Raw genomic sequence first — 22,803 nt, 5'->3', positions numbered from 1 at the left:
TATTTGTGTCTTGCAACGTGTTAATAATATGGCCGAAGAATTTTAATGGGTTGCGCGTGACTTGATTTCCAAAGTAACGATCAATTCCGGTCCTGAAACCGGCCACTCGAGCAGCAGCGTGACGGCTTGCATGATTTTCTCAAAACCGCTTTCAGATTGCGAAACTGAAAAATGCGGGCGTGCCCGTAAAGTGACCGGATGAGATGTCGTCAGCGTGACACTGCCGCCTAAGGTATCGTCGTCGAGTGTCAGTTCGGTGATTGCGGTCAGTTCCAGCAATTGACCAAAACCGCCGGGAATTTTACCCTGATAAATATACCGGCCGCCCATGCCATCGCAGCTTGGCATCGCCAGGTTGATTTCGGTGCTGAATGCGTGTGAAAACTTGGCAGTGAAATGGTAAGTGACTTGCAACCGGTTATCGTCCAACATGATCAGCTTATGAATCGGATACGCGGTATTTTCCGACTGGAAGTGATTATTCTCGAGCGCCGAAGTTAGAGAGCGATAAACGATAAACATGCCGTCCAAGCGATCGATAAACAAGCCGCGGGGATAATCGTCGGCTTGAATATCCGCAGCGCTAATCTCATGCTTATAACTGATCCGGTCATGGGCCGAGGCAATACCGCTGCCGCTATGATTTGTATTCCGGGGTCCGCCGGGTTGGATTTTCTGGTGATAATGCTCGACCTGGCTGCGTAAGGTATCACCGAAATTGTGTTTTAACGGGTACATATCCAATTCACAAATGCTGGCGAAGCGATCCATTTTCAATACCGCTTGCAGGATGCCATTTTGCAAATACGCTTCGTCAACGCCATCCAAGTCGGTATCTTCGGTATGGCAAGACGGACGCGGTACACAACGATCGAGCAACGCTTCCAACTCCACCATGGCGTTGTACACCGCACGCCGCAAATGCGGCAGGTAGAGACCGCCGAATAGACCGTGCCAATAAGCATCGTTAGCCTGCGCCTCATAAAGTTTCTGGCGCATTTGACCGGTCCGTTGTTTTTCCGGCAGCGCCGCCAAGCGTGCGGAAAGGGACAGCATGCGCTTATGCATCCAATTGGATTCCGGATAGCGGGAAAAGAAATTTTTCCAGATACCGCCGCGCAAGAATGCTTTTTTCGACTCGTACCAGCTACTGGTTTTGGCTTGCTGAACCAGATCGGCGTAGGTGTTGGCGGCATGTGCCGGCAATGTCCATTCATTCATCTCGATGTATGAAACCGTCGGCAAATAGATCACGCCACGGGTTTTTTCAGCGGCGTGATATTCGCTGTAATGCTGCGGAAGAATTTTAGGGGAAGCCAGCACGCCTTGGATAAAACGTTCAAGCCAGCCTTTCTCGTAGACCCATTGATAAGTTTCCGGCCAAATCCCGAATTTCTCGATATCGTCGAAATAAACCGCCGCAGCCGCAGTATTCGATGCCGGCAGAGTAGTCAGCGATTCCAGATAAGCGATGGTGTCCTCGACCGGGGCGAAGGGGATTTTGTAGCGCAAGGTCTCTGAAATCGGAAACAGATCCAGTTTGCGGCCTTCTTCCTCGGTGGTGAAATAACCGTTTAATTCATCAGCGGCTTTTCCGGCGCACAGAAAATGATAGTCATCGACGATGACATAGCGGATGCCGCAATCCGCCAGCGCCGGAACGACTGTTGATTCCCACACACGTTCGGTTAACCAGGCGCCTTGCGGACGTTGCCCCATTTTTTCCGCAAGTTTCGCGGAAAATGTTTCAATCTGTCCAATACGGTCGCGCTGAGGGATCACAGCCAACACCGGTTCGGTATCGCCCGCGCCAAACAGCTCGACTTGCCGGCGTGTCACCATTTCATGCAGCAGCGCCATGTCATCCGGGAAATTTTGCAGCAGATAATCGAGCAGCCAGCCGGAGAAATGCACGGAAAAGCGGAATTCTGGGTAGCGATAAAGTACTTCCAGAAACGGTTTATAACAGCGCAGATGCGCGTCTCTCAGGACTTCGGGGAAATTGCCGACTGGCTGGTGTGCGTGCACGCCAAAAAGCAGTGAAACGGGTTGTGACATTCAGTAACTCCGGTAATCGTTAAGAAAGTTCTGAAATACTGCTGTGCTCGTTACCTCTTTCAGAGCTTTCCCGAGGGCCCATGCAACCAAAAAACTCGATACCTGCTGCAATCGCTTGCGCAAGCAATTAATCAGTGTTTTCCTGAAAAGAACGCCGCATTGCTCCGCTGGTGTCGGTTTGCGCATTGCCTTTACTGACCGGTTCAAGTATCGCCGGGGGTAAAGGCAATTTTAGCAAGTGATAGAGATTCATTAAATTTTTTCTGAATAATTGATCGAAACTGGCGACCGAATGCGCCGGATTGTAATCTCCGAACCACCAAAACCAATCGGAGCTTTCGCACGATGCCAATTGCCGGCTGGCTTGCGTTTTTTTGTCATCGGTCAGCCGGTCGCTTTGTATCACCAGATCATAACTATGCTTAGCCGCACAGAGCATATCCCATGCATTGTTTTTTTCGCGGTCGCCAATCCAGGTGGAAAACGTTCCATACACCCAGCTACCGGCTGCCAATGCCGGCAGTGTTTTGATGTTGCGATGATTGTCCGGATCGGCAAGATAATCGCGGTAAGTGGTGGTGCGGATGGTGGGATGGTTGTCGAGTAAGCTGTACAGATCTTCGAGAAAGTAAAAGCCGTTGTAAGGGTAAGATTCCCAGGCATTTTCACCATCCAGGATGACGCTGACCACCGGATTTTCATCGGCCGGCGTGTGGTGGTAAATCCGTTCCAGCGATTGAATAAAATTTTCCGCGGCATCGCGTCCGAACCATTTGGCATACTCAAAACCGATCAAATCCGATAATTGATCATCGCGGAAAAAACAAGTTACGGATTCGGTTTCTCCCGCGACCCGGTAAGGTCGGTACAAATAGTGATTGCGATCCGGTAACGGTGCACCCGGATGAGAGGCACGCAGGCTATTCGCCAATACGCCTTCGCCGCTGGCGCTCCATTGACATTGCTGCTCGGTCAGAATTTTAAGAAATGCGGTCGATATGGCACCTTCCGCCGGCCAGATACCAGTCGGTTTTTCATTGAAACGCCGGGCGTGGCTGGTGATTGCCGACGTCATGTGAAATGTCACGCGGCTGCGGCCGCCGGGGTAACACTGATGTTCCGGCAGTCCGATCTCAGGCTGGCTGTCCCGCGCCGAGGAGAAGTCGATCAGCAGCGGTGCGAGGGGATGATAATGCGGCGTGGTGGATAATTCGATTTGCCCGGTTTCCATGAGTTTGCGGTAACGTGGGATCAAGCCACTGATTAAATCGCCGATCAGCTTGAACAATTGCAACCGGTCTTCATAGCTGAATTCCTGACTTTGCGCCATCAAACGCATCATGAATTCGTTATTGCGCCGCACACTTTCACCCATCCACGCAAGGTGGTACCAGACCAGCAAATCCCCAAGATACTGCCCGGAAAAGTATGTCAACTCGCGGTCACCGCGCTTGCTGAAAGTATCGTAAAGTTCGTGCAAACGCTTATACGCCGGATAGGGATTCAGCATGGTCTCGTGATTGCTGAGAAAACAGCTATCAAACACGTAGAGCCGATCTTGCAGGGTGATGTGATTGAGATCGGGCATGGCCAGCAGACGTAACAGCGGACAGCGTATTTCACCGGTGCGGAATTGCTCCTCGAAGTCTTCGAGCTGATCCAGCAGTACGGGTACAAAATTAACCACGGCTTTGGTTTGAGGGTGCATCTCCAGATGGTAGGCCATGTCGGTATAATCTTTAATGGCATGCAGATATACCCACGGCAAAACAAATTCATTGGTGACATAATCCCGGTAGTCGGGTTGATGCATATGCCATAACAGGATGAGATTCAGTTGTTTCATAACGAAGTGAAGCTGCCCTTTTAAAATTATTATTATTATCGGAATGGGTTGCGTGACTGTTAAGGCGGGTATTGCAGGAGACAATTGACAGATATTCCGCATGTCCCTTCAACGCCTGTATCCATCATTGATGCTTAAACCTTATGGATTTCCTGTCCCAGCATCTCCGGCGTGATTAATGTGATGCCTTTATCAGTTACGTGGAATTGCTTGCGATCCGCTTCCGGATCAAAACCTACAACCAAACCTTCCGGGATTTTACACTTTTTCTCAACCACGACCCGACGCAACTTCGCGTGCCTGCCGACGACGACATCGGGAAGAATCACCGAATCCTCGATGCTGCTGAAACTGTTGACTTTGACATTGGAAAACAACAGCGAGCGGCGCACGGTTGCGCCGCTGATAATGCAACCGCCCGATACCGATGAATCCAGTGCCTGACCGCGGCGGTCTTCGTCATCGAATACGAATTTCGCCGGTGGTAATTGTTCCTGGTGCGTCCAGATCGGCCAATCGGCATCGTACAAATTTAGTTGCGGCGTCACACTGACCAGGTCGATATTGGCTTCCCAATAAGCATCAATGGTACCGACATCGCGCCAATAAGGAATTCCCGACGCCATGTTGACGCAACTGCTTTGAAAGCGGTGCGCAAAAACACGGTAACGGGGTACCAAATAAGGGATGATATCCTTGCCGAAATCGTGCGATGAATCCTGCGTGTTGTGGTCACGGATTAACTGCTCGTAAAGAAATCCGGCGTTAAATACATAAATTCCCATGCTCGCCAGTGCCTTGTCCGGTTGCCCGGGAATAGCGGCGGGATGCGCCGGTTTCTCGGCGAAAGTCGTGACTTGCCAGGCGTCATTAACACCCATGACGCCAAAAGCCTTTGCTTCTTCCAGCGGAACTTCGAGGCAAGCTACCGTCATGTCCGCCCGTTTTTCTACGTGCTCGGCCAGCAGCTTGCTGTAATCCATTTTATAGATGTGATCGCCGCCCAGAATCAGCACATATTTCGCATTGTGACGCCGCATGATGTCGACGTTCTGGAAAACCGCGTCGGCGGTACCCTGATACCAGGTTTCATCGGCGGTGCGTTGTTGCGCGGGCAGTAACTCGACGAATTCCTTGAAGCGGCCATCGAGGAAGCTCCAGCCGTGCTGGATATGACGGATCAAACTCTGGGCTTTATATTGCGTCACGACACCGATGCGGCGCACGCCGGAATTGACGCAATTGGATAATGGGAAATCGATAATGCGGAATTTACCGCCAAACGGCACCGCCGGTTTGGCGCGCCAATCGGTTAGCTGGTGCAAACGGCTGCCGCGGCCACCGGCCAATATCAATGCCAAGGTGTCATGAGTTACATGATTATAAGCGCTGACTTTGTACTCGGCTTGAAATTCATCGATGGGTGATCTTTGCTGACTATCCATAGCAATAATACCTATTTGGATTCACAGTAATATGGTATCGCATTTAGCGCTTCCTGAGCGATTTCTTCCGCTTTAATTGTCCATTGTAAGGAAACAGACAAGCTATAATTCATCACATTTTTTACAGGCTGATGACGTCGTGAAAGCTCAACCCAAAACCCATTCTTTACAAACCGCATTGCTGCATGCGCGGCTTCACGATCCTTTCAGTTATCTGGGATTGCATCGCGAGCATGGGCAAACGGTGGTACGCGTATTCCGTCCCACGGATGCCAATGTCTGGATCAAGACGGCGATAGGCTTCGAGCCGATGCAGCGCGTTCATCCTGATGGAATTTTCGAATGGTCGGGTGAGTCGATGCCGGTCATGCCGTATCGATTGCGCGCCGAACAAAATGGAAACACAGCCATTGTTTATGAAGCCTACGATCCGTATGCGTTCGCGCCGCAAATTTCCGATCACGATTTGTATCTGTTCAACGAAGGCAAGCTGTGGCAAGCATATCGCACGCTCGGCGCGCACCAGGTCAGCAATGCCGGAATTACCGGCACGCGCTTCGCGGTGTGGGCGCCGAATGCCGAGCGGGTGAGCGTGATTGGCGATTTCAACCGCTGGGATGGCCGGGTGCATCCGATGAAAGTGCATCATGCCAGTGGCGTTTGGGAATTGTTCATCCCGGAATTGCCGCCCGATTCGCTGTACAAATTTGAAATCCGCAACCGTGACAGCGGCGCGATTATGATCAAAACCGATCCGTACGCACGGCGTTGCGAGTTACGTCCGCACACCGCGGCGCTGACAACCGCCGATAGCGCTTACAATTGGCAAGATGCTGGCTGGATCAGTCAGCGCAATCACTGGGATTGGCTGCATGCGCCGCTGAACATACTTGAACTGCATGCCGGTTCGTGGAAGCGCCATCCCGGCGGGCGTTTTTATTCTTACCGCGAACTGGCCGAGCATTTACTGCCCTACGTTCTCGACATGGGTTACACCCACATCGAATTACTGCCGGTGTCCGAGCATCCGCTCGATGAATCGTGGGGCTATCAGACTACCGGGTACTTTGCCGTGACCAGCCGCTACGGTACGCCGGATGATTTCCGCTTTTTCGTCGATGCGTGCCATCAAGCGGGAATCGGCGTGATTCTCGATTGGGTGCCGGCGCATTTTCCGCAAGATCGTTTCGCATTGGCGCGATTCGACGGCACGGCTTTATACGAACATGAAGACCCGCGCCTGGGTTTTCATCACGATTGGGGCACGTATATTTTCAATTTCGGCCGTAACGAAGTGAAATCGTTTTTGTTGTCGAGCGCGCATTTCTGGCTGTCGGAATTTCATCTCGACGGCTTGCGCGTCGATGCGGTGGCGTCGATGCTGTACCTCGATTATTCGCGCAAAGAGGGCGAATGGTTGCCGAATCAATACGGCGGGCGGGAGAATCTGGCGGCGATCGACTTCCTGCGCGAACTCAATGTAATGGTGCACGCGGAATTTCCAGGCGCATTGACGCTGGCGGAAGAATCCACCGCTTGGCCGGGCGTGTCGCGGCCAACGTATACCGGCGGGCTAGGGTTCTCGATGAAATGGAACATGGGCTGGATGCACGACACTTTATCGTACCTGCACCAAGACCCGATCTTCCGCCGCTATCATCACGATCAACTGACGTTCAGCCAACTGTACGCGTACAGCGAAAATTTCGTACTGCCGTTTTCGCACGACGAAGTGGTGCACGGCAAAGGCTCGCTGCTTAACAAAATGCCCGGCGACGATTGGCAGAAATTCGCCAACGTGCGGCTGCTGCTGACGTTTCAAATGACCTGGCCGGGCAAGAAACTCAATTTCATGGGCAATGAATTCGCGCAGCGGCAGGAATGGCGCGTCAACGGCGAACTCGACTGGGGATTATTGCAGCAGCCGCTGCATACCGGTGTGCAAAAGGCGGTGCGCGATTTGAACCGCTGTTACAAAACGATTCCGGCGTTGCATCAACTGGAGTTTATCGCCGATGGTTTTCAATGGATCGATTGCCAGGATGTCGAACAATCGGTCATCAGCTACCTGCGGCGCGCCAAAGACGGCTCATTTGCCGTGGTCGTGCTCAACTTCACCCCGGTGCCGCGTATCGGTTATCGCATCGGCGTACCCGCCAGCGGCGCATATCAGGAAGTTTTTAACAGCGATTCGGCGTATTACGGCGGCAGCAACCTCGGTAATCTCGGCAGTATCGCCAGCGTCCCCATGCCGTGGATGGGATTTGCCGACTCGATCGCGATTACGTTACCGCCGCTGGCGGGGGTGGTGTTTGCGTTGAATAATAGTGGTGCGCCTGACGGTATCGGTGGTTTAGCAAGTCATTAAAATAAGCAGCTTTATGGAAATGGTTCACTTTTTAAGCTATATGGCTAATTTTAGTTAAGCTCAGGAGAAGACAATGAAAATCAAATTAACGATACCAGACGAACTACCTCACGGACACGGTGCATCTTTCAAGAAAGGAATTGCCGATGCTCTTTTAGAATCTGCGAGATCGGAATGGCTTCATACACCGGAAGGACATAATGAAAGTAGAGAGAAAGGACAGGTTGTGGGAAAAGAAATAGCAAAGCTTGTTTCAAAAATTGTGAAGCCATAACTTTGTTAGTGTGTTACACCGAATAGACCAGCACTCATAGAAGAAAAAGTTAAGATGATTCATACTATTGTTTTAGCAATAATCCTTGCCGCTACTGCAATTTCAACAGTTGGATGTGCTACATCCAGAAGCACAGCACAGTATGCTTCAGCAGATGTTTCGACCCAATATATGTATCCAATGACTGCGGAACAGGCAGACAAGATTCTCACTGAAGCAATGAAGTATCAATTTTCTGATGCTTCCATTGTACGAGTAGAGTTGCCATATAAAGGATATTTTGTTACTCGGCGATTTCTGTTGGATTCTCAGGATTTTACGGCGAGGATGATTCCTGCAAAAGGAATTGACCAAAACGGAAAGACTGTTAGCGGCTTTTATTTCGAGGTACTAGACGCGGGCACGATGCCGATCAGTGGATCGGTTCGAGCCTCAAGCTTGTTTGACAAAATTATCGAAATTGCAAACAGTATTTCTAAACCAATTTTGATTGCTCATTAAGGGTGAGTTTGAAGACCAGAAAAGATAGGCAAGTCTTGGCATTATTGATGGATCATCTTCTAAAACCTGCAATATAGTTACGCCGATTTGAATTATTTTGGGTGATATATCCGTTTTTCAGATTGATCACAAATACCCCACCGGTATCGCATCTACGTGGTCGGATAGGGGTATCAGAGTATTCGCAAAACAAATTACTCCACCATGACCGACCGGAGTGTCGAGGTTCTCGAGCATGCTAAATCCTTTGAATTTCATAGCGTGAATAGCCGCCGATTTCTTGATTTCGATCGGGTAGAGTGTTCCGTTTTCTTCAATGAGCAGATCGACTTCCCGCTTTTCCTTGTCGCGGTAAAAATAGATTCGAGGAGTGCGGCTATGATGCAGGTAGGATTTGATGATTTCCGCGACAACCCAGGTTTCCAATATCGCGCCGGACATTGCGCCGCGCTCCAGAACATCGGCATTCAACCAGCCGGTCAAATAGGCGCACAGACCGGTATCCATGAAATACAGCTTGGGCGTTTTGACCAGCCGCTTGGTGCGGTTGTTAAAATAGGGCTGGAGTAAATACACAATGCCGGAGGCGTGCAGCACATTCAGCCACGTTTTAATCGTTACCTCGCTGACACCGGTATCCCGCGCCATATCCGCATAATTGATGAGCTGACCGGTGCGCGCGGCGGCGATTTGCATGAATTTGTGAAAAGCGGCGGTGTCGTTGATATTCAGATACTCCCGCACATCGCGCTGGATGTAGGTGGAAACGTAGGAGCTGTAGAATTGTTCCCAGTGCTGATCACTATGATGCGCCACCATGTCCGGGTACGAGCCGCGCCATATCTTGTGATAAGCCTCCGGCACGGTGAGCGGTTTTGCGGTTTTCTGGCGGGATTTGAGTTGCGCCAGATCGGGCAGAAATGGCGAGTCATCGCTACGGCCCTGTTCTTCCGCTAATGAAATACCTTGCAGTTGCAGCAGCGCAACGCGTCCCGCCAGCGATTCCGTGACATTCTTCATCATGTCGAATTGCTGCGATCCGGTGAGCCAAAACAGCCCGTTTTGTTTGGTTTTATCGACCGTCATTTTGATGTAAGGAAACAGGTCCGGCGCATACTGCACTTCGTCAATCAGGACTGGAAGACTGAGTCTGTCCAGGAAGCTTGCCGGGTCTTGCTGCGCGGCCATGCGCAGGGAAAGATCATCCAGCGTGATATAAGTGCGCGCTGGTTCCCGGATATCTTGCAATAGCGTGGTTTTGCCAACCTGGCGCGGGCCGGTAAGTAAAATGACCTTAAAGCGGGAGCTCGCTTCCAGAATCGATTTCCCGAGGGTGCGTGAGATATTTTTATCCATATTCTGGCTAATCCAAAGTCATACTTCAGAATAGTCGGAGAAGTATCTGATGTCAATCCGAATGAGGAATGGTGAATTATCTTGGTCTGCTGGAATAATGGCGCTTTGGCTTATCCAAACTGTAATTCATTCAAATCTCATCGCACCGCCACAACTGTGCCGCGCCACGCACGCCGGAGCTGTCGCCGAGGATGTTTTTCAAGATCGGGGTGGTGAGTTGATCGTTAAACACGTAATGCGCGACCCGTTCGCGGCCTTCGGTGTAGAGCCGATCAATATTCGATAATCCACCGCCGAGGACGATGGCGTCGGGGTCGAGGATGTTGATCACCATCGCCAGCGCGCGGCCAAAGCGCTCGAAAAAACGCTGCATCGCAGCTTCCGCCTGCTCATCGCCTTGCATGGCCAGTTTGACGATATCGTTGGCTGTGATTGAACGATTGCCGCCGTGACGGTGATAATCGGCGGCTAGGCCGGGACCGGAAATCAGCGTTTCGACACAGCCTTTCTGCCCGCAGTAGCATTCCGGTCCGTTCCATTCGAGAATATTGTGACCCCACTCGCCGCCGATATGTTGGCGCCCCGGGTGTAATTGACCGTTAATTACGATGCCACCGCCGACACCGGTGCCCATAATCACGCCAAACACCACGCCGTAATCTTTTCCCGCGCCATCGAGCGCTTCGCTCAATGCAAAACAATTGGCGTCGTTGGCGATACGCAGCGGCCGTTGCAGTAATTCCTGTAAGTCTTCCAGCAGCGGTTGATCGTTCAGGCAAACGGTATTGGAGTTTTTCATCTTGCCGGTTACCGCCGAAATCGCACCGGGCGTGCCGATGCCAACCGGGCAGCGCCGCCCGGCTTCGGTTTCGAGCGATGCCACCAGACGGGCGATGGCATGCAGAATGGCTTGATAACCTTCGGATTGGGGCGTGTCGACGCGCATCCGCCGCAATTCGGCGCCGTGGTCATCCAACACCACGCCTTCGATTTTGGTGCCGCCTAAATCAATACCGATGCGCATGGGTAAGCTTTAATCAGAATCAGGGAGAATATTTTGCGGGAATGTGAATGCTTTTGCAAAGCGGCCGGAGATTGGGATCAGAATCGCCAATCCAATTGTAAGCCGAGGATGTTGACTTGTTCGGTATATCGGCCCCGCAGCATTTCACCGGTGGTGCCGCGCCGGTTGATGGTGGGGTCTTCGAAAAACAGATGCGCATAAGCGCCGTGAATGCTGATATTTTTCCGGATTGCGTAGGTAACGCCCGCAGTCAGCCAGTAACGATTGCTATCAGGGAGGCGTGCTGAGCGGTTTTCCGGATTCGGGATGGGTGTTTCATCGTAGGCGAAACCGGTGCGGAATATCCATTTGCCGTTGTCAGTAAAATAATTCACGCCACCGGCGTAACGCCAGGTATCCCGCCAGTTCATCGGTTGCACATCATCGGCTTGGCTGGATTTAAAATCGGTTCTCAGTTCGCGGATCAGGCTCCAGTGCGTCCATAAGGCATCCGCCGAAAACGCCCAGCGCGGGTGGATGCGATAGGAAAAACCGAATAAGACGCTATCGGGCAGGGTTACCGATGTTTGCGTATCGGTGTCGACGAATGAGTTTCTTCGCGTCAGTATCATGGCGTTACCGGGTACGCTGAAATTCGCCTGACCGTCGAGGTGGTGCGTGACCCTGGAGCGGTAGCTGGCGCCAAGCTGAATTTTGGGATTCAAAGCATAGAATGCGCCTACATTATAGCCAAAACCGACGTTATCGCTCTTGAGAGAGAGATGTCCATCCGCTTGTTGCGGCAACAGGCCTTGGGGGGCGCAGACCGAAGCTCCAAGTCCTCCTACGCAGGCTGTGCCGAGATCAATGGCGTTGGTGAATTTGGAAGTCAGGTATTGGATGTTGAAACCGGCGCCCAGGGATAGTTTTTCGGTAACTTTCAGCGATAGAGATGGATTGAAATTGAATGCGGCGACCTCGGAATCAATGGCTTGATAGCGGCCTTTCCAGTCGGAATGGTAACTATTGTGTGCCGCAAATGGCACATTGAAGCCCATGCCGAAGGTAATGCGGTTAGTGAGCGGGTGCACATAATAAAAATTCGGAATCATCGAAGGGTCCACAAAATTGCCGCCGTCACCACCGCGAAGCGGTGCGCCCGACACAGTCGTGGACGATTGATTATGAAATTCCGCAAACGGTATTAACAGATAGCCCGCTGAAGTGATCAGCCTGCTTTGTACCCGGCTCATTGCCGCCGGGTTAAAAAATATCATGCTGCCGTCGCTGACGTTGGTGGGCGCGCCGGAAAAAGCCTGGCCTAATTCCTTGACGCTCTGTTCCATAATCGCAATCCCGGCACCCATTGCCGCAGCCGAGTATTGCAATAAAACACAACTCGCTAGAAAAATGCTTTGGCGATAACAAACACCAGCGACTGTTAGAAGAATGGGTCGCTCAAGCCATTTTTTACAGTTAAAAATCAAAAATATGGATAATATTTTTGCTCTCCCTGAAGTGGCACATGAACTACATGACTTTAAATAATGAGGTTATATAGGGTGTTTAGATAAATTTTCTATGTTGTTAATTTTAATATTGTTTGATACTTTTTGAGAGACCTGTGGATATAGTAAGCTGAAAAACTTTTTTTTCCAACTTTTGCAGTGGTGGAATTACCAGTGCTTCCTGTCATGAAATTGTGTTTCGGTCATGATTGATCAGTCAATTTAATGCATTAATAGACATTTATGGCTGGTAATCTAAGTCGGGCGAATTCCATAATGCGTTGCCCGCATGGTATCGTTGCATCTCCTTGAATCGCCGCCGGAATACCTTGGCTTTGAGTTCAGGGGATGATGATTATGTTTCTTGCTTATTCTCTGTATTATTTTTATTTATAAAAATAATCGCACAGAAAATGACTCATCAATTTTACTTATTGACTGTTCAGCTTGTCGGATCAATTTCAGTAATTTAACTTTCTCATAATTAGTCGCCCCTGAAAAAGTATCAGACAACAGTTGTTGATCTGGAAAAGCCGCCCGAGGAAACGGCTACCTATCAAAATGCATACCCTTGTAGTTTAAATTTCCATCAAGGAATCCGTTCTCGCCACGGGAAAAAGAGCCAAAAAATGGCCAGCAGCCATTGTTTCAGATTCCAGGCGCAAGCAGCCATCAGCAGGTTGATGCGATCACCGACAGCGCCTTTCAGATAGTTCCTTGCCATTCGATAATCCGACTTCAGGTGACCGATAATGGGTTCAATCGCGGCGCGCCTCCTGCACTGTTTTCGCTTCCTGTCTTTCTGGTACCGGGTATCCTTCTTGAGCGCCTTTCCGGGCAAAATGATCTGGGTTCCATTGACTTCACGTTTGCCGCGGTAGCCGCGATCGCATACGGCCTGCCTGGCAGCTTTCCCTCGCGAAATCTCAACATGTCGCAATATCTCCGGTAATGTATGGCTGTCATGCAGATTCTGTTCGTGACTGACAACCCCGACAATCAGATTGCCTTTTGCGGTACTGGCTATCGATGCCTTGCTGCCGTATTCATATTGTTTGTGGTCTTTTCCCTTGGCGACACAGTACACTTGCGGTTCGTGCAATGAGTAGATCTTGTTTTTATCGTTTTGTCGCTGCCGTAATACTCCCTCATACCGTAGAAAATCCTTTTGGTAGCATTCAAACAAACAGTATTGCGGCAGTTCTCTCCTGAGCTCCCGCATCAGAATACCTGCAATGGTTCTGAGTCGCTTCAACGCTCGTTTCGCTTTCGCTCTTTTCTTCACATGCCGGTAGTGCCGGATATCCAGGCGCAGTGACTTCACTTCTTTGACAAAAGTACGCCGCTGTAAAATACCATGGGATTTGGCAATCTTGTTGAGGCGATTGATAATCTTGATCGCCAGTTTGCTATCCGTTGGGTACGTGATGTTCTTCTCATGCACGGTCGTGTCAATATGAATGACGTCTTCCAGCGCCGATTCCCCATGCAAACCAACGCTCATCCGGAAAATCCGCTCTACGCCTTCCGCGCCTATGCGCTTACGAAAATGTACCAGCTCCGTGCTATGACAAGGCAACTTCTGCTGGAACTCTTTCATGCCGCAAAAAGCCTGGTAATAAGGATTACGCTTCCACTGCAGTACTATCGATTCGTCACTCAAATTCTCTAACTGTTTTAGAATCAATAACCCAACCATCAAACGGATCGGCTTACTCGGTGCTCCTGTCGCTGCTGTGTAATGAACCGAAAATGATTCCTCAAATCCTTGCCACGGTATCGCTGATGCAAGCTTCAGCAATGGATCACCGGGATCAAGCTGCATCAGTAAATCTGTTCCAAACAGATTCGGTTGATGAATCGTACTGCTATTTCTTAGCATTTTTAATCACCATTTCGACCAGAAATACAGCACTATTTTAACATTCCAGGTCGTTATGATCACTAATGAACAGTGTATTTATAACTAATATCAAGTGCTTAGGAATATTTCAGGACCGACTAATTAATTATGAGAATTACGTTCTTAATGATTGGCTATAGATAACAAAATCTGCATAAACTTAGTATTTACACAGAGCTTGTTGGTGTTTTATGGGTGATGCTAGAAATATTCTGGCGGAGAGAGAGTCCGCCTAACTAAACTCCGGTAACCTCCAGGAAAGTATTTTTTGTATGATTTTTTATCAAGTTATTAAAAATTATTTGTCCACTGATATCCGCTAAGATATACTAAAATCTGATACTTTATAATGGGTAGAAAGATGTGTAGTAGAAAGGTGAATAGCGATGGCAATCAATAAGCTTTCTGTAAAAAAAGTTGATGCATTGAGCAAGACAGGTAACTACGGAGATGGTGGCGGTTTATGGTTGCAAGTGAGCAAGTGGCAAACTAAAAGTTGGGTATTTCGTTTCACATTCGACGGCAAACGTCGCGAAATGGGTTTGGGTTCATGTAAGGACGTTACTTTAGCCGATGCACGTATGCTGGCCGAATCATTCCGCCGGATGGCTCGAAACGGTACTGATCCAATTGAAGCGCGCAAAGCTGAGCATACCGCAAAACGCACCGAGCGCATGAATATCGTCACTTTTCCTTTTTGTGCTGAAAAGTACATCGAAGCACACCGTCATGGCTGGAAGAATACCAAACACGCGCAACAATGGACGAATACCCTTACCCAATACGCCTATCCGGTCGTTGGTGGAATGCCGATCAAAAATGTGGACACTGCGCTTGTGTTGCGAATACTGGAACCGATTTGGACGACTAAAACCGAAACAGCCTCCCGTATTCGCTCACGTCTTGAAAACGTGCTGGACTGGGCAACAACACGTGGTTATCGCAGTGGTGACAATCCAGCGCGATGGAAAGGGCACCTTGAGAATCTGTTACCGAAACCATCGAAAGTCAAAAAGGTGGAACATCATGCCGCCTTGCCTTACATCCAGATGCACACGTTCATGCAGGCGTTGCGGCAGCATGACAATATTTCTGCATTGGCGTTGGAATTCCTCGTGTTAACAGCTGCCCGAACAAATGAAGTAATTGCAGCAACATGGGATGAAATCAATCTCAACGAAATGATCTGGACGATTCCCGTCAATCGCATGAAAGCCGAAAAGGAACACCGCATTCCATTATCAAACCGCTGCATTGAAATCTTGAATCAATCAGCAATTATGCGTCAATCTGATTTCATTTTTCCTGGAGGCAGAGCTAACAAAGGTCTATCAAATGCCGCTATGGATAAACTATTGCAAGTCACAATGCGTTATGAATGCACGGTGCATGGCTTTCGATCAGCGTTCCGTGATTGGGCCGGCGAATGTACCAATTACCCGCGAGATCTATGCGAAATGGCGCTGGCACATACGATCAAGGACAAAGCCGAAGCCGCCTATCGGCGTGGTGATATGCTGGAAAAACGGCGGCGCATGATGGACGATTGGCAAAAATTTTGCGATACAGCAATCGAAACTGACTCGGACATTATTCCAATCCGCAAAACAGGTTGATGAAATCACGTCTCAATACGTAATTACGTAATCCTGAAGCCGTTTTACCAAGACTGGATCCGTAATGTAAAAGGCGGAGCTATATCAACTGCCAGGCTGATTTCTCTTCTTTAAAGTAATCTCTTCAACGGGCAATTAATATGCCACTTGATAAAAAGGGTCTGGTAGAACGCGCTCGCAGGGCTGGAAGTGCGAGCGCAAAAGCGCGCTGGAAGAAAACCATTCCCAGGGATGCAAAGCTTATTCTGGCTTACAAACGCTTAACAGGGGCGTTTTTGTCTAAAGATGACGAGATAAGCGCCATCAAATTTCTTAAGAGTATTGGACTTGGTCCGAATCCACCTGAAGATGGCTCCGTTTTGAACCATCTGGCAATTGCTTTGGGTTTAACTAAGGATCGTGTTCAAAGAATATTGCGGAAAGCTAAAAAAATTTCTAGTTGATACCGCATATATATCAATCGCATATAATATTTTTGTTTTCTTGTATAAAAAACAATGTTTCTGAAAAACAACTGCTTATAAAAAGCGAGATAAAAACAAGGAAAACGGCCCAAAAACCGCTTTCGCCGTCGTCCACTATATGCACCTCAGTTCGCCGATGTCCGGCGACATTTATGGAGGTCCATATGAAAATTACGACATCAATTCCTACACTGTTGCGTTTGACAGATGTTCTGGTTTTGCGTGGTATAGGCAAATCGCAACACTACGAAGATATTCAAAAAGGGCTTTTTACTCCACCAATAAAGATTGGTACGCGCGCATCTGCATGGCCAGCACACGAAGTGGCGGCAATTAATTCCGCGCGCATCGCTGGCAAGACTGAAGACCAAATACGGAAGATAGTTACTGATTTGATTATCGCCCGTACTGCGGGGTGCTGTATATGATGAATTGGAGCACCTCCAGTTTCACAGCTGCTGAAAGTAAAATTTTGCCACACTTGCAAAAAGTTAAACGTATTAGCGAAAGTAGATACGTTGCCCTATGCCCATGCCACAATGACAAAACTCCTTCACTAGCTGTTACGCTAAAGCCTGATGGCGTCACACTGATTCATTGCTTTGGCTGTGGCGCTTCCGGTCTGGATATATGTAATGCTTTGGGTATTGCTCCTGCTGCTTTGTTTCCCTCATCCGATAATCCGCGTTATGAAAAACAAATTAAGCAAGGCTTTAGCGCCTGGCAGCTTTTGCATGCCCTTGAGCGTGATCTACTTGTCGTTTTAATCGCAGCTAACCGCTATCTTATCGGAAGCGAACGGCCATGCCAATCAGATGTTGATTACTTGAAGGATGTTTGTGTCCGAATCAACGTAGCTTTGCAATATCTGGAGGGCAGACGAAATGACTAGTCTGCAGGAACAAGCAGAAGCAGCTTATTACGACGATGATGGTAAGTTACATATTCCTGCGAGGGAAGCTGATAAAAAGAATACAAATAGCATCGTTTTTAATGGGGATAATGGGGACAAAACTGAAGAATCAATCAATGACGAGGCCTCCAAATATCAAAATTTATCTCCAAGTGATAAAGATAATGTGGGGACAATTGGGAACAAACCGCTATTTGAGGTAATTAAGTCCAGGGAAGGCTATCGAGATGGTGTTTATCATTGTACTGAAAAGAATGATGGCAGCCCTTACAAGCTGTGGTTATGTAGCCCACTGCATGTGTTGGCAGATACACGAAACCATACCCAAAACAATTGGGGAAAGCTTCTGTCCTGGCATGATAACGATAATCATGAGCATGTATGGGTGTGTCCCGCTGAATTACTGCAAGCTAGCGACCAGAGTGAATTTAGAAAGATTCTTGCAAATGGTGGATTAATCATCTCCGTTAACCAAAAAGCAAGGAGGCTTTTGTGTGATTATGTTCTGACATATAGGACAGATAAAAAAGCCAGGTGTGTTGATCGGATCGGCTGGAGTGACGGTAGATATGTGCTTAATTCGCAAATAATCGGTAGTGAAGATCATAAGGATTCTATCGTTTACCAAGGGCCGGTATCCGCAGATTTTGCAACAAATGGAACGCCGGAAGACTGGAAGAAGAATGTCGCGGCTCTGGCAATTGATAATAGTCGAATCACTTTTGCAATATCTTGTTCATTTGCTGGTGTATTAACTGAGATTGCAGGTGAAACAGGTGGCGGATTTCAGTTCACTGGTGAAACATCGAAAGGCAAAACCTCTACCTTAATTGATCCTGCTGCTAGTGTTTGGGGGTACCCTGATTTATTTGCTAAAAAATGGCGAACGACAACGAACGGTTTGGAAGCGCTTTGCCAAACGAGAAATCACAATATTCTTATTCTTGATGATCTTGGGCAGATCGAACCATCCGAAGCTGGGCAAGCTGCCTATTTGATCGCAAACGGACAAGGCAAAGTGCGTATGACGAAAGATGCATCCGCAAGGCCACCAATCACTTGGAGAACACTGCTGTTGTCGTCCGGTGAAGTTGATCTATCACAGCATATTGAGAGTGCGGGTATGAAAGCTAGAGGTGGTCAGGTTGTGCGATTGCCGAGCATTCCAGCTGACACGGGGTCAGGCTGGTATACCATTGAAGATCTTCATGGTTGTAATGATGGTAAGGAATTTTCTGGAAAGATTAAAGGATCGGCACGACTATATTACGGATCAGCTGGGGTAGCGTTTCTTGAAAAGCTGGTTGGTAACTATCCGACGATAGAAGCCGATATCAAAACATCCATCAGCGACATTGTTAAAATATTTAATCTTTCATCTGGTCACCCGCCAGAGGTTGGGCGCGTTGCTGAACGCTTCGCGTTAGTGGCTTATGCAGGAGAATTAGCTACAGAATACGGCGTAACAGGTTGGAAGCCTGGAGCGTCATTATTTGCTGCACAGCGGTGCTTTAATGCATGGTGGGCGCAATCCGATGGTAGTGTTGGGTATGACGAACAAAACCTGTTGTATCAGATTTCAACATACCTGCAAACCTACGGTGGAAGCCGCTTTCCCAATTGCGACACTCACCCTGACGATCTCGCTAAGGTTCAATGTCGTTCCGGTTTTACCAGAATCGAAGCAGGAGAACTTCAATATCTCATTGAATCAGGTGCATTTCGCAATGAGCTTTGCAAGGGATTCAATTTAAAGTGGGCAACTAAAGCGCTGATCAAGAAAGGCTGGTTGATTCCGGGTAGTGACAGACCGCAACAAAAACCACGAGTGAAGGCACTTGGCAAAACAGTGAGAGTTTACGCTATAGATAGTAAAGCCATTGAGGGGGACGAATTTTGATTGCTTCAGACTGGATAAATAAAGTTCTTGAGAAAGCTGTTCCCATTTATCCCCAGCTTCCTAAACGTAATGGGAGACGAAATAAGTATAGCGGAACCATGATGAATAAAGGCCTACAGCAATCTGCTCCCATTGTCCCCAATGTTCCCATAAAAGAAGTGATATCCGATAATTTGAGTGGGCAAACTGATTCGGACTTCGAGAAAGTCCGGGTCTTGTTATTTCAAACTGGTGAACCTGAGGAAGATCATTATTTAGTGCTGGATAAGTGCAAGAGTGATCCAAATTTAATCGCCTATTATTTGGGGCTGACTAACAACGATAAAGAATAATCTAATTACAAAAATGATAGTGAAAGCAAAAGTGGTTCAGAAATGCGAAGAGTCAGGTTTATTTGGCAAGGTATCCAAGATTTCTCAGAGAAACCATGACAAGGTTTCCGAAAAAAATTATGTGAAGGTTTACGAAACCTTCGAATTGGATACCATCAGTGCATTTACGAAACGGAATGTAGGTCGTCCTACATCGTATAGAGAAATATATATAAAACAGGCGTATAAATTATGTTTGCTTGGTGCTACAGATAAAGACTTAGCTGATTTCTTTGGCGTATCCGAACAAACCATCAACAACTGGAAGAAGAATCATCCTGAATTTTTTGAGTCCATAAATAGGGGTAAGCTGATAATGGATGCCAAAGTAGCCGAATGTTTATATAAGCTTGCTATTGGCTACTCATACCCTGATGTACGCGTCACTAATTCCCGTGGAAAAATAACAATCACTGAAACCACAAAACACTATCCACCAAATGTTAAAGCTTGTATTTTTTGGCTTAGAAACCGGCAACCCGAAAAATGGGGAAAATAGTAAGTCTAAGTAGTAAGTAAATTCCAAGCGAATTTGTGTGCAAAGAAAAGTTGGAATAAATAACCCCGCTACTTGCAACGGGGCTATTTATTTTGGGAATTAAGATATTCTCAATACCAATACTTTACAAGATAGATGATAATAATTATCATTACCAAAATCAGATTTAAGAATTATTCAGATAATCTCACTAAGCGAGCATTATTGTAATGCGACGAAAATTTGATACCTTTGTTTAATGCAAAAAATAATTTTCTAGCCAGCCAACAAAATCCTACTTAATTGTCAGCCAGCTATCACATAATATATTTGGAGATAGCGCAATGGTTGTAAAAAATAAATCAAATAAATTTAATTGGTTAACCTTAATGTTGCGTTATTGGTTAATCTTTATTGATGCGCGAAAGCTAATATCGCGAATCATCATGATCACGCCGTTCATTCGATTCACTCTCGCAGTAACTTTAAATCACTTCAAATTGTTTCCGCGTTAATTCCAAATTCACTGATTCTTTATTATGAATTTAGAAGGTGAGTGGGTTTTGCAAATGGATGCCTTATTTATTGCGCATCAAGCGCAATTGCGTCGAGCTGCATTCAAGATTTTGCGCGACTGGGATCAAGCCGATGATGTTGTTCACGACGCCTATCTCAAGATTCGTGAGTGTTCCGATAATAAAGTGGAGGTAAAGCAACCGATTGCCTATTTATTTCGGATTGTGCGGAATATGGCGATTGATCAATACCGTCGCTATATATTCGAACTAGATTTATTTGATAACGAGGAAGAAGGCTTGTTAGTGCCTGATAAGCTGCGAACTCCAGAGGCCTATCTAATGCACTACCAGGATTTGAATCTGGTAATGAAAGCGTTAAATAAGCTTCCTGATAGAACCCGAAGGGTTTTTGAGCTATATCGAATTGAAGGTTACACGCAGCGCATGATTGCGGAAGAACTCCATATATCTGTTTCTTTAGTAAACATTCTGATCCATACCGCTATTCGTCATTGCAAAGAAGCTTTGTCCAGTAGGTCATAAGCCGCACCAAACTTAAAAGTTTTATAGATTTCTTGGATTTTTCCTAAATTGGTTCGTCTAGTGAAATAAGAAGCATTCTTATTCTCATTGATGTAATGATTGAATCTAATTGATAAGGAAATAGCAATGACGAGTTGTTTTGATCGCGACGATGGTGTGTTCCGGGTATTGGTCAATCACGAGGAACAATATTCACTGTGGCCGGAATGGAAAGCGATTCCAGGTGGTTGGCGGGACACCGGTTTTCTGGGCGATAAAAAAACCTGCTTGAGTCATATTGAAGATGTTTGGACCGACATGCGTCCGCTCAGTCTGAGGCAATTCATGGACAATGCGTCATAGGTGGGTATCGGCATGTCTCGCCATTTTGTGCTCTATTGTTTGCCGTGTGCAGGTGCCAGCGCCACGATGTACCTGCGTTGGAAAAGATTGTTGCCTTCATGGATAGAAGTAATTCCAGTGGAATTACCGGGCCGCGGTAGCCGTTTGGGTGAGAGCCCGCAGGAAAATTACCGCGTGCTGGTGGACATCCTGAGTCAGGAAATTGCATTAACGCTACCAGAAAGCTACGCGCTTTTCGGTCATAGCATGGGGGCGTTGCTGGCTCATGGAATCACGCGGGAATTGCATCGACTGAAGGCTCGCTTGCCTGACGCGCTGATGGTATCCGGTTGCGCGGCTCCGGCACGGCAGGATAGTCAGCGTTATCACAAAATCTGCACGGAAGCGACGTTGATCGCAGACTTGAGTAAGCAAGGCGGAACACCTGAAGCAGTATTCAACAGTCCGGAATTGCTGGCCATGACATTGCAATTGCTGCGGATCGATTACCGCGTATGCGGTAGTTTTCAGTACACGGGGCATGATCCTCTTCCTGTTCCGATTCATTGTTTCGGCGGCAGATCGGATACGATCGGCGCGGACAACCTAAGCTTATGGCAGCAGGAAGGCGGTCGAATGTTTACACTCGATTGGTTCGACGGCGGACATTTCTTTCTGCGGCAATCGGAAGAGTGGTTCATCCATGTGCTAAAAAAACGATTGCTTGAAAGCCAAAAAGGGGTGATGTGTGACATCGTTGCAACGGCTTGAAGCGGTGCCGGAGAATATCGATGCATGGTTGCTCGAATTCGCATTTACCTCAACACAATTGGCGCACGATTGGCCAATTCTTAGCGCAAAGGAACAATCCCGGGCGCGAGGTTTTTATCACTATCAAGACCAGATCCGCTTCGTATCAGCGCGTGCGGCATTGAAGCGTTTGCTGGCCGAGCGTGTCGGAGCCTCGCCTGATCGGTTAAACATCTCAATCACTGCGTCCGGTAAGCCATATCTGGCGCAGCATGCTGAAATTCAATTCAATCTTTCTCATGCCGGCAGTTTTGCGCTGATTGCCATGTCGTCAGCGGGCAAGATCGGAATTGACATCGAACGGTGCGATCGCGATGTCACCGGGCTAATTCATTATGTGCTGTCTCCGCTTGAGCACGCCCGGGCATGTTGGCCGGAAAAGCGATTCATCGATCTGTGGGTAGCAAAGGAAGCGGTATTGAAGGCTCTGGGACTGGGAATTGCGGAAAACCTGCAAGATATTTCCGTGTTGCCGGTATCTGGCAGTCATTATCGCATCGCGCATGAACATCCGGATTGGGGAATCATTCGAGCCTGGCCAATCGAAGCTCCGAAAGATTACGCTGCGGCGCTGGCTTTGATTCACTAATCCGCATGGCAACTATAA

General features: G+C 48.0%; 20 protein-coding genes and 1 pseudogene. 14 read left to right on the top strand and 7 right to left on the bottom strand.

From position 1 onward, the window contains the following. Window positions 1–42: 42 nt before the first annotated feature. The 3 genes from ACV7NC_RS04145 to glgC form a co-directional block, all read right to left on the bottom strand. Complete coding sequence (locus tag ACV7NC_RS04145) at window positions 43–2,058, bottom strand: alpha-amylase/4-alpha-glucanotransferase domain-containing protein (RefSeq protein ID WP_458154206.1); 2,016 nt, start codon at window positions 2,056–2,058, stop codon at window positions 43–45. A gap of 127 nt (window positions 2,059–2,185) precedes the next feature. Next, complete coding sequence (locus tag ACV7NC_RS04140; protein ID WP_458154205.1) at window positions 2,186–3,904, bottom strand: glycoside hydrolase; 1,719 nt, start codon at window positions 3,902–3,904, stop codon at window positions 2,186–2,188. 134 nt (window positions 3,905–4,038) lie between these two features. Further along, window positions 4,039–5,349, bottom strand: a complete 1,311-nt coding sequence (gene glgC / locus ACV7NC_RS04135) for a glucose-1-phosphate adenylyltransferase (protein WP_458154204.1) — start codon at window positions 5,347–5,349, stop codon at window positions 4,039–4,041. Window positions 5,350–5,488: 139 nt separating this feature from the next. Between glgC and glgB the strand changes: the two genes are divergently transcribed. The 3 genes from glgB to ACV7NC_RS04120 all read left to right on the top strand — a co-directional run bounded on the left by glgB (window position 5,489) and on the right by ACV7NC_RS04120 (window position 8,492). Beyond that, window positions 5,489–7,717, top strand: coding sequence for a 1,4-alpha-glucan branching protein GlgB (gene glgB / locus ACV7NC_RS04130; protein ID WP_458154203.1), 2,229 nt, complete (start codon window positions 5,489–5,491; stop codon window positions 7,715–7,717). A 73-nt stretch (window positions 7,718–7,790) separates the two neighbouring features. Next, window positions 7,791–7,991, top strand: coding sequence for a hypothetical protein (locus tag ACV7NC_RS04125; protein WP_458154202.1), 201 nt, complete (start codon window positions 7,791–7,793; stop codon window positions 7,989–7,991). Between the two features lie 54 nt (window positions 7,992–8,045). Further along, the gene (locus ACV7NC_RS04120; protein ID WP_458154201.1) at window positions 8,046–8,492 is read left to right on the top strand and encodes a hypothetical protein; all 447 of its coding nucleotides are present in this window, start codon (window positions 8,046–8,048) and stop codon (window positions 8,490–8,492) included. 126 nt (window positions 8,493–8,618) lie between these two features. On the opposite strand, the gene ACV7NC_RS04115 is transcribed toward ACV7NC_RS04120, so the two are convergent. From ACV7NC_RS04115 to ACV7NC_RS04100, 4 genes and pseudogenes are all read right to left on the bottom strand, one after another. Beyond that, window positions 8,619–9,848: an ATP-binding protein gene (locus ACV7NC_RS04115; RefSeq protein ID WP_458154200.1), complete on the bottom strand. Its 1,230-nt coding sequence runs from the start codon at window positions 9,846–9,848 to the stop codon at window positions 8,619–8,621. Window positions 9,849–9,978: 130 nt separating this feature from the next. Beyond that, window positions 9,979–10,872 (bottom strand): ROK family protein, encoded by an 894-nt coding sequence (locus ACV7NC_RS04110; protein ID WP_458154198.1) that lies wholly within the window; start codon window positions 10,870–10,872, stop codon window positions 9,979–9,981. A gap of 77 nt (window positions 10,873–10,949) precedes the next feature. Continuing rightward, window positions 10,950–12,218: an OmpP1/FadL family transporter gene (locus ACV7NC_RS04105; RefSeq protein ID WP_458154833.1), complete on the bottom strand. Its 1,269-nt coding sequence runs from the start codon at window positions 12,216–12,218 to the stop codon at window positions 10,950–10,952. 624 nt (window positions 12,219–12,842) lie between these two features. Continuing rightward, window positions 12,843–14,241 (bottom strand): annotated as a pseudogene (locus ACV7NC_RS04100) (IS5 family transposase); the annotation flags it as partial. Between the two features lie 407 nt (window positions 14,242–14,648). On the opposite strand from ACV7NC_RS04100, the gene ACV7NC_RS04095 reads away from it, so the two are divergent. The 11 genes from ACV7NC_RS04095 to ACV7NC_RS04045 all read left to right on the top strand — a co-directional run bounded on the left by ACV7NC_RS04095 (window position 14,649) and on the right by ACV7NC_RS04045 (window position 22,785). Continuing rightward, complete coding sequence (locus ACV7NC_RS04095; RefSeq protein ID WP_458154196.1) at window positions 14,649–15,878, top strand: tyrosine-type recombinase/integrase; 1,230 nt, start codon at window positions 14,649–14,651, stop codon at window positions 15,876–15,878. A 140-nt stretch (window positions 15,879–16,018) separates the two neighbouring features. Beyond that, on the top strand, window positions 16,019–16,321 hold the full coding sequence (locus ACV7NC_RS04090; RefSeq protein ID WP_458154195.1) for a hypothetical protein: 303 nt from the start codon (window positions 16,019–16,021) through the stop codon (window positions 16,319–16,321). A 185-nt stretch (window positions 16,322–16,506) separates the two neighbouring features. After that, window positions 16,507–16,770 (top strand): helix-turn-helix transcriptional regulator, encoded by a 264-nt coding sequence (locus ACV7NC_RS04085; protein WP_458154193.1) that lies wholly within the window; start codon window positions 16,507–16,509, stop codon window positions 16,768–16,770. Further along, a complete protein-coding gene (locus ACV7NC_RS04080) occupies window positions 16,767–17,234 on the top strand; it encodes a CHC2 zinc finger domain-containing protein (RefSeq protein WP_458154191.1) in 468 nt (155 codons plus the stop codon). The genes ACV7NC_RS04085 and ACV7NC_RS04080 overlap by 4 nt, the downstream gene beginning before the upstream one ends. Further along, window positions 17,227–19,155 (top strand): DUF927 domain-containing protein, encoded by a 1,929-nt coding sequence (locus ACV7NC_RS04075; RefSeq protein ID WP_458154190.1) that lies wholly within the window; start codon window positions 17,227–17,229, stop codon window positions 19,153–19,155. The genes ACV7NC_RS04080 and ACV7NC_RS04075 overlap by 8 nt, the downstream gene beginning before the upstream one ends. Continuing rightward, complete coding sequence (locus ACV7NC_RS04070; protein ID WP_458154189.1) at window positions 19,152–19,487, top strand: hypothetical protein; 336 nt, start codon at window positions 19,152–19,154, stop codon at window positions 19,485–19,487. Before ACV7NC_RS04075 ends, ACV7NC_RS04070 begins: the two co-directional genes overlap by 4 nt. Window positions 19,488–19,506: 19 nt before the next feature. Next, window positions 19,507–20,025: a helix-turn-helix domain-containing protein gene (locus tag ACV7NC_RS04065; protein WP_350134550.1), complete on the top strand. Its 519-nt coding sequence runs from the start codon at window positions 19,507–19,509 to the stop codon at window positions 20,023–20,025. Window positions 20,026–20,543: 518 nt separating this feature from the next. After that, window positions 20,544–21,065 (top strand): sigma-70 family RNA polymerase sigma factor, encoded by a 522-nt coding sequence (locus tag ACV7NC_RS04060; RefSeq protein WP_458154188.1) that lies wholly within the window; start codon window positions 20,544–20,546, stop codon window positions 21,063–21,065. 126 nt (window positions 21,066–21,191) lie between these two features. After that, window positions 21,192–21,407: an MbtH family protein gene (locus tag ACV7NC_RS04055; protein ID WP_458154186.1), complete on the top strand. Its 216-nt coding sequence runs from the start codon at window positions 21,192–21,194 to the stop codon at window positions 21,405–21,407. 12 nt (window positions 21,408–21,419) lie between these two features. Next, the gene (locus ACV7NC_RS04050) at window positions 21,420–22,157 is read left to right on the top strand and encodes a thioesterase II family protein (RefSeq protein WP_458154185.1); all 738 of its coding nucleotides are present in this window, start codon (window positions 21,420–21,422) and stop codon (window positions 22,155–22,157) included. Further along, window positions 22,135–22,785, top strand: a complete 651-nt coding sequence (locus ACV7NC_RS04045; protein ID WP_458154184.1) for a 4'-phosphopantetheinyl transferase family protein — start codon at window positions 22,135–22,137, stop codon at window positions 22,783–22,785. The genes ACV7NC_RS04050 and ACV7NC_RS04045 overlap by 23 nt, the downstream gene beginning before the upstream one ends. The last annotated feature ends 18 nt before the right edge of the window (window positions 22,786–22,803 follow it).

The organism is Nitrosomonas limosa, assembly GCF_054188085.1.
The sequence above is the reverse complement of the archived record's forward strand: the minus strand, read 5'-3'. Positions and strand labels throughout refer to the sequence as shown.

What these genes read in the sequence shown, in the direction of transcription:
- ACV7NC_RS04145 (WP_458154206.1), bottom strand. Translation starts at nt 2,058, where the DNA reads ATGTCACAACCCGTTTCACTGCTTTTTGGCGTGCACGCACACCAGCCA.
- ACV7NC_RS04140 (WP_458154205.1), bottom strand. Translation starts at nt 3,904, where the DNA reads ATGAAACAACTGAATCTCATCCTGTTATGGCATATGCATCAACCCGAC.
- glgC (WP_458154204.1), bottom strand. Translation starts at nt 5,349, where the DNA reads ATGGATAGTCAGCAAAGATCACCCATCGATGAATTTCAAGCCGAGTAC.
- ACV7NC_RS04125 (WP_458154202.1), top strand. Translation starts at nt 7,791, where the DNA reads ATGAAAATCAAATTAACGATACCAGACGAACTACCTCACGGACACGGT.
- ACV7NC_RS04120 (WP_458154201.1), top strand. Translation starts at nt 8,046, where the DNA reads ATGATTCATACTATTGTTTTAGCAATAATCCTTGCCGCTACTGCAATT.
- ACV7NC_RS04115 (WP_458154200.1), bottom strand. Translation starts at nt 9,848, where the DNA reads ATGGATAAAAATATCTCACGCACCCTCGGGAAATCGATTCTGGAAGCG.
- ACV7NC_RS04110 (WP_458154198.1), bottom strand. Translation starts at nt 10,872, where the DNA reads ATGCGCATCGGTATTGATTTAGGCGGCACCAAAATCGAAGGCGTGGTG.
- ACV7NC_RS04105 (WP_458154833.1), bottom strand. Translation starts at nt 12,218, where the DNA reads ATGGGTGCCGGGATTGCGATTATGGAACAGAGCGTCAAGGAATTAGGC.
- ACV7NC_RS04095 (WP_458154196.1), top strand. Translation starts at nt 14,649, where the DNA reads ATGGCAATCAATAAGCTTTCTGTAAAAAAAGTTGATGCATTGAGCAAG.
- ACV7NC_RS04090 (WP_458154195.1), top strand. Translation starts at nt 16,019, where the DNA reads ATGCCACTTGATAAAAAGGGTCTGGTAGAACGCGCTCGCAGGGCTGGA.
- ACV7NC_RS04085 (WP_458154193.1), top strand. Translation starts at nt 16,507, where the DNA reads ATGAAAATTACGACATCAATTCCTACACTGTTGCGTTTGACAGATGTT.
- ACV7NC_RS04080 (WP_458154191.1), top strand. Translation starts at nt 16,767, where the DNA reads ATGATGAATTGGAGCACCTCCAGTTTCACAGCTGCTGAAAGTAAAATT.
- ACV7NC_RS04075 (WP_458154190.1), top strand. Translation starts at nt 17,227, where the DNA reads ATGACTAGTCTGCAGGAACAAGCAGAAGCAGCTTATTACGACGATGAT.
- ACV7NC_RS04060 (WP_458154188.1), top strand. Translation starts at nt 20,544, where the DNA reads ATGAATTTAGAAGGTGAGTGGGTTTTGCAAATGGATGCCTTATTTATT.
- ACV7NC_RS04055 (WP_458154186.1), top strand. Translation starts at nt 21,192, where the DNA reads ATGACGAGTTGTTTTGATCGCGACGATGGTGTGTTCCGGGTATTGGTC.
- ACV7NC_RS04050 (WP_458154185.1), top strand. Translation starts at nt 21,420, where the DNA reads ATGTCTCGCCATTTTGTGCTCTATTGTTTGCCGTGTGCAGGTGCCAGC.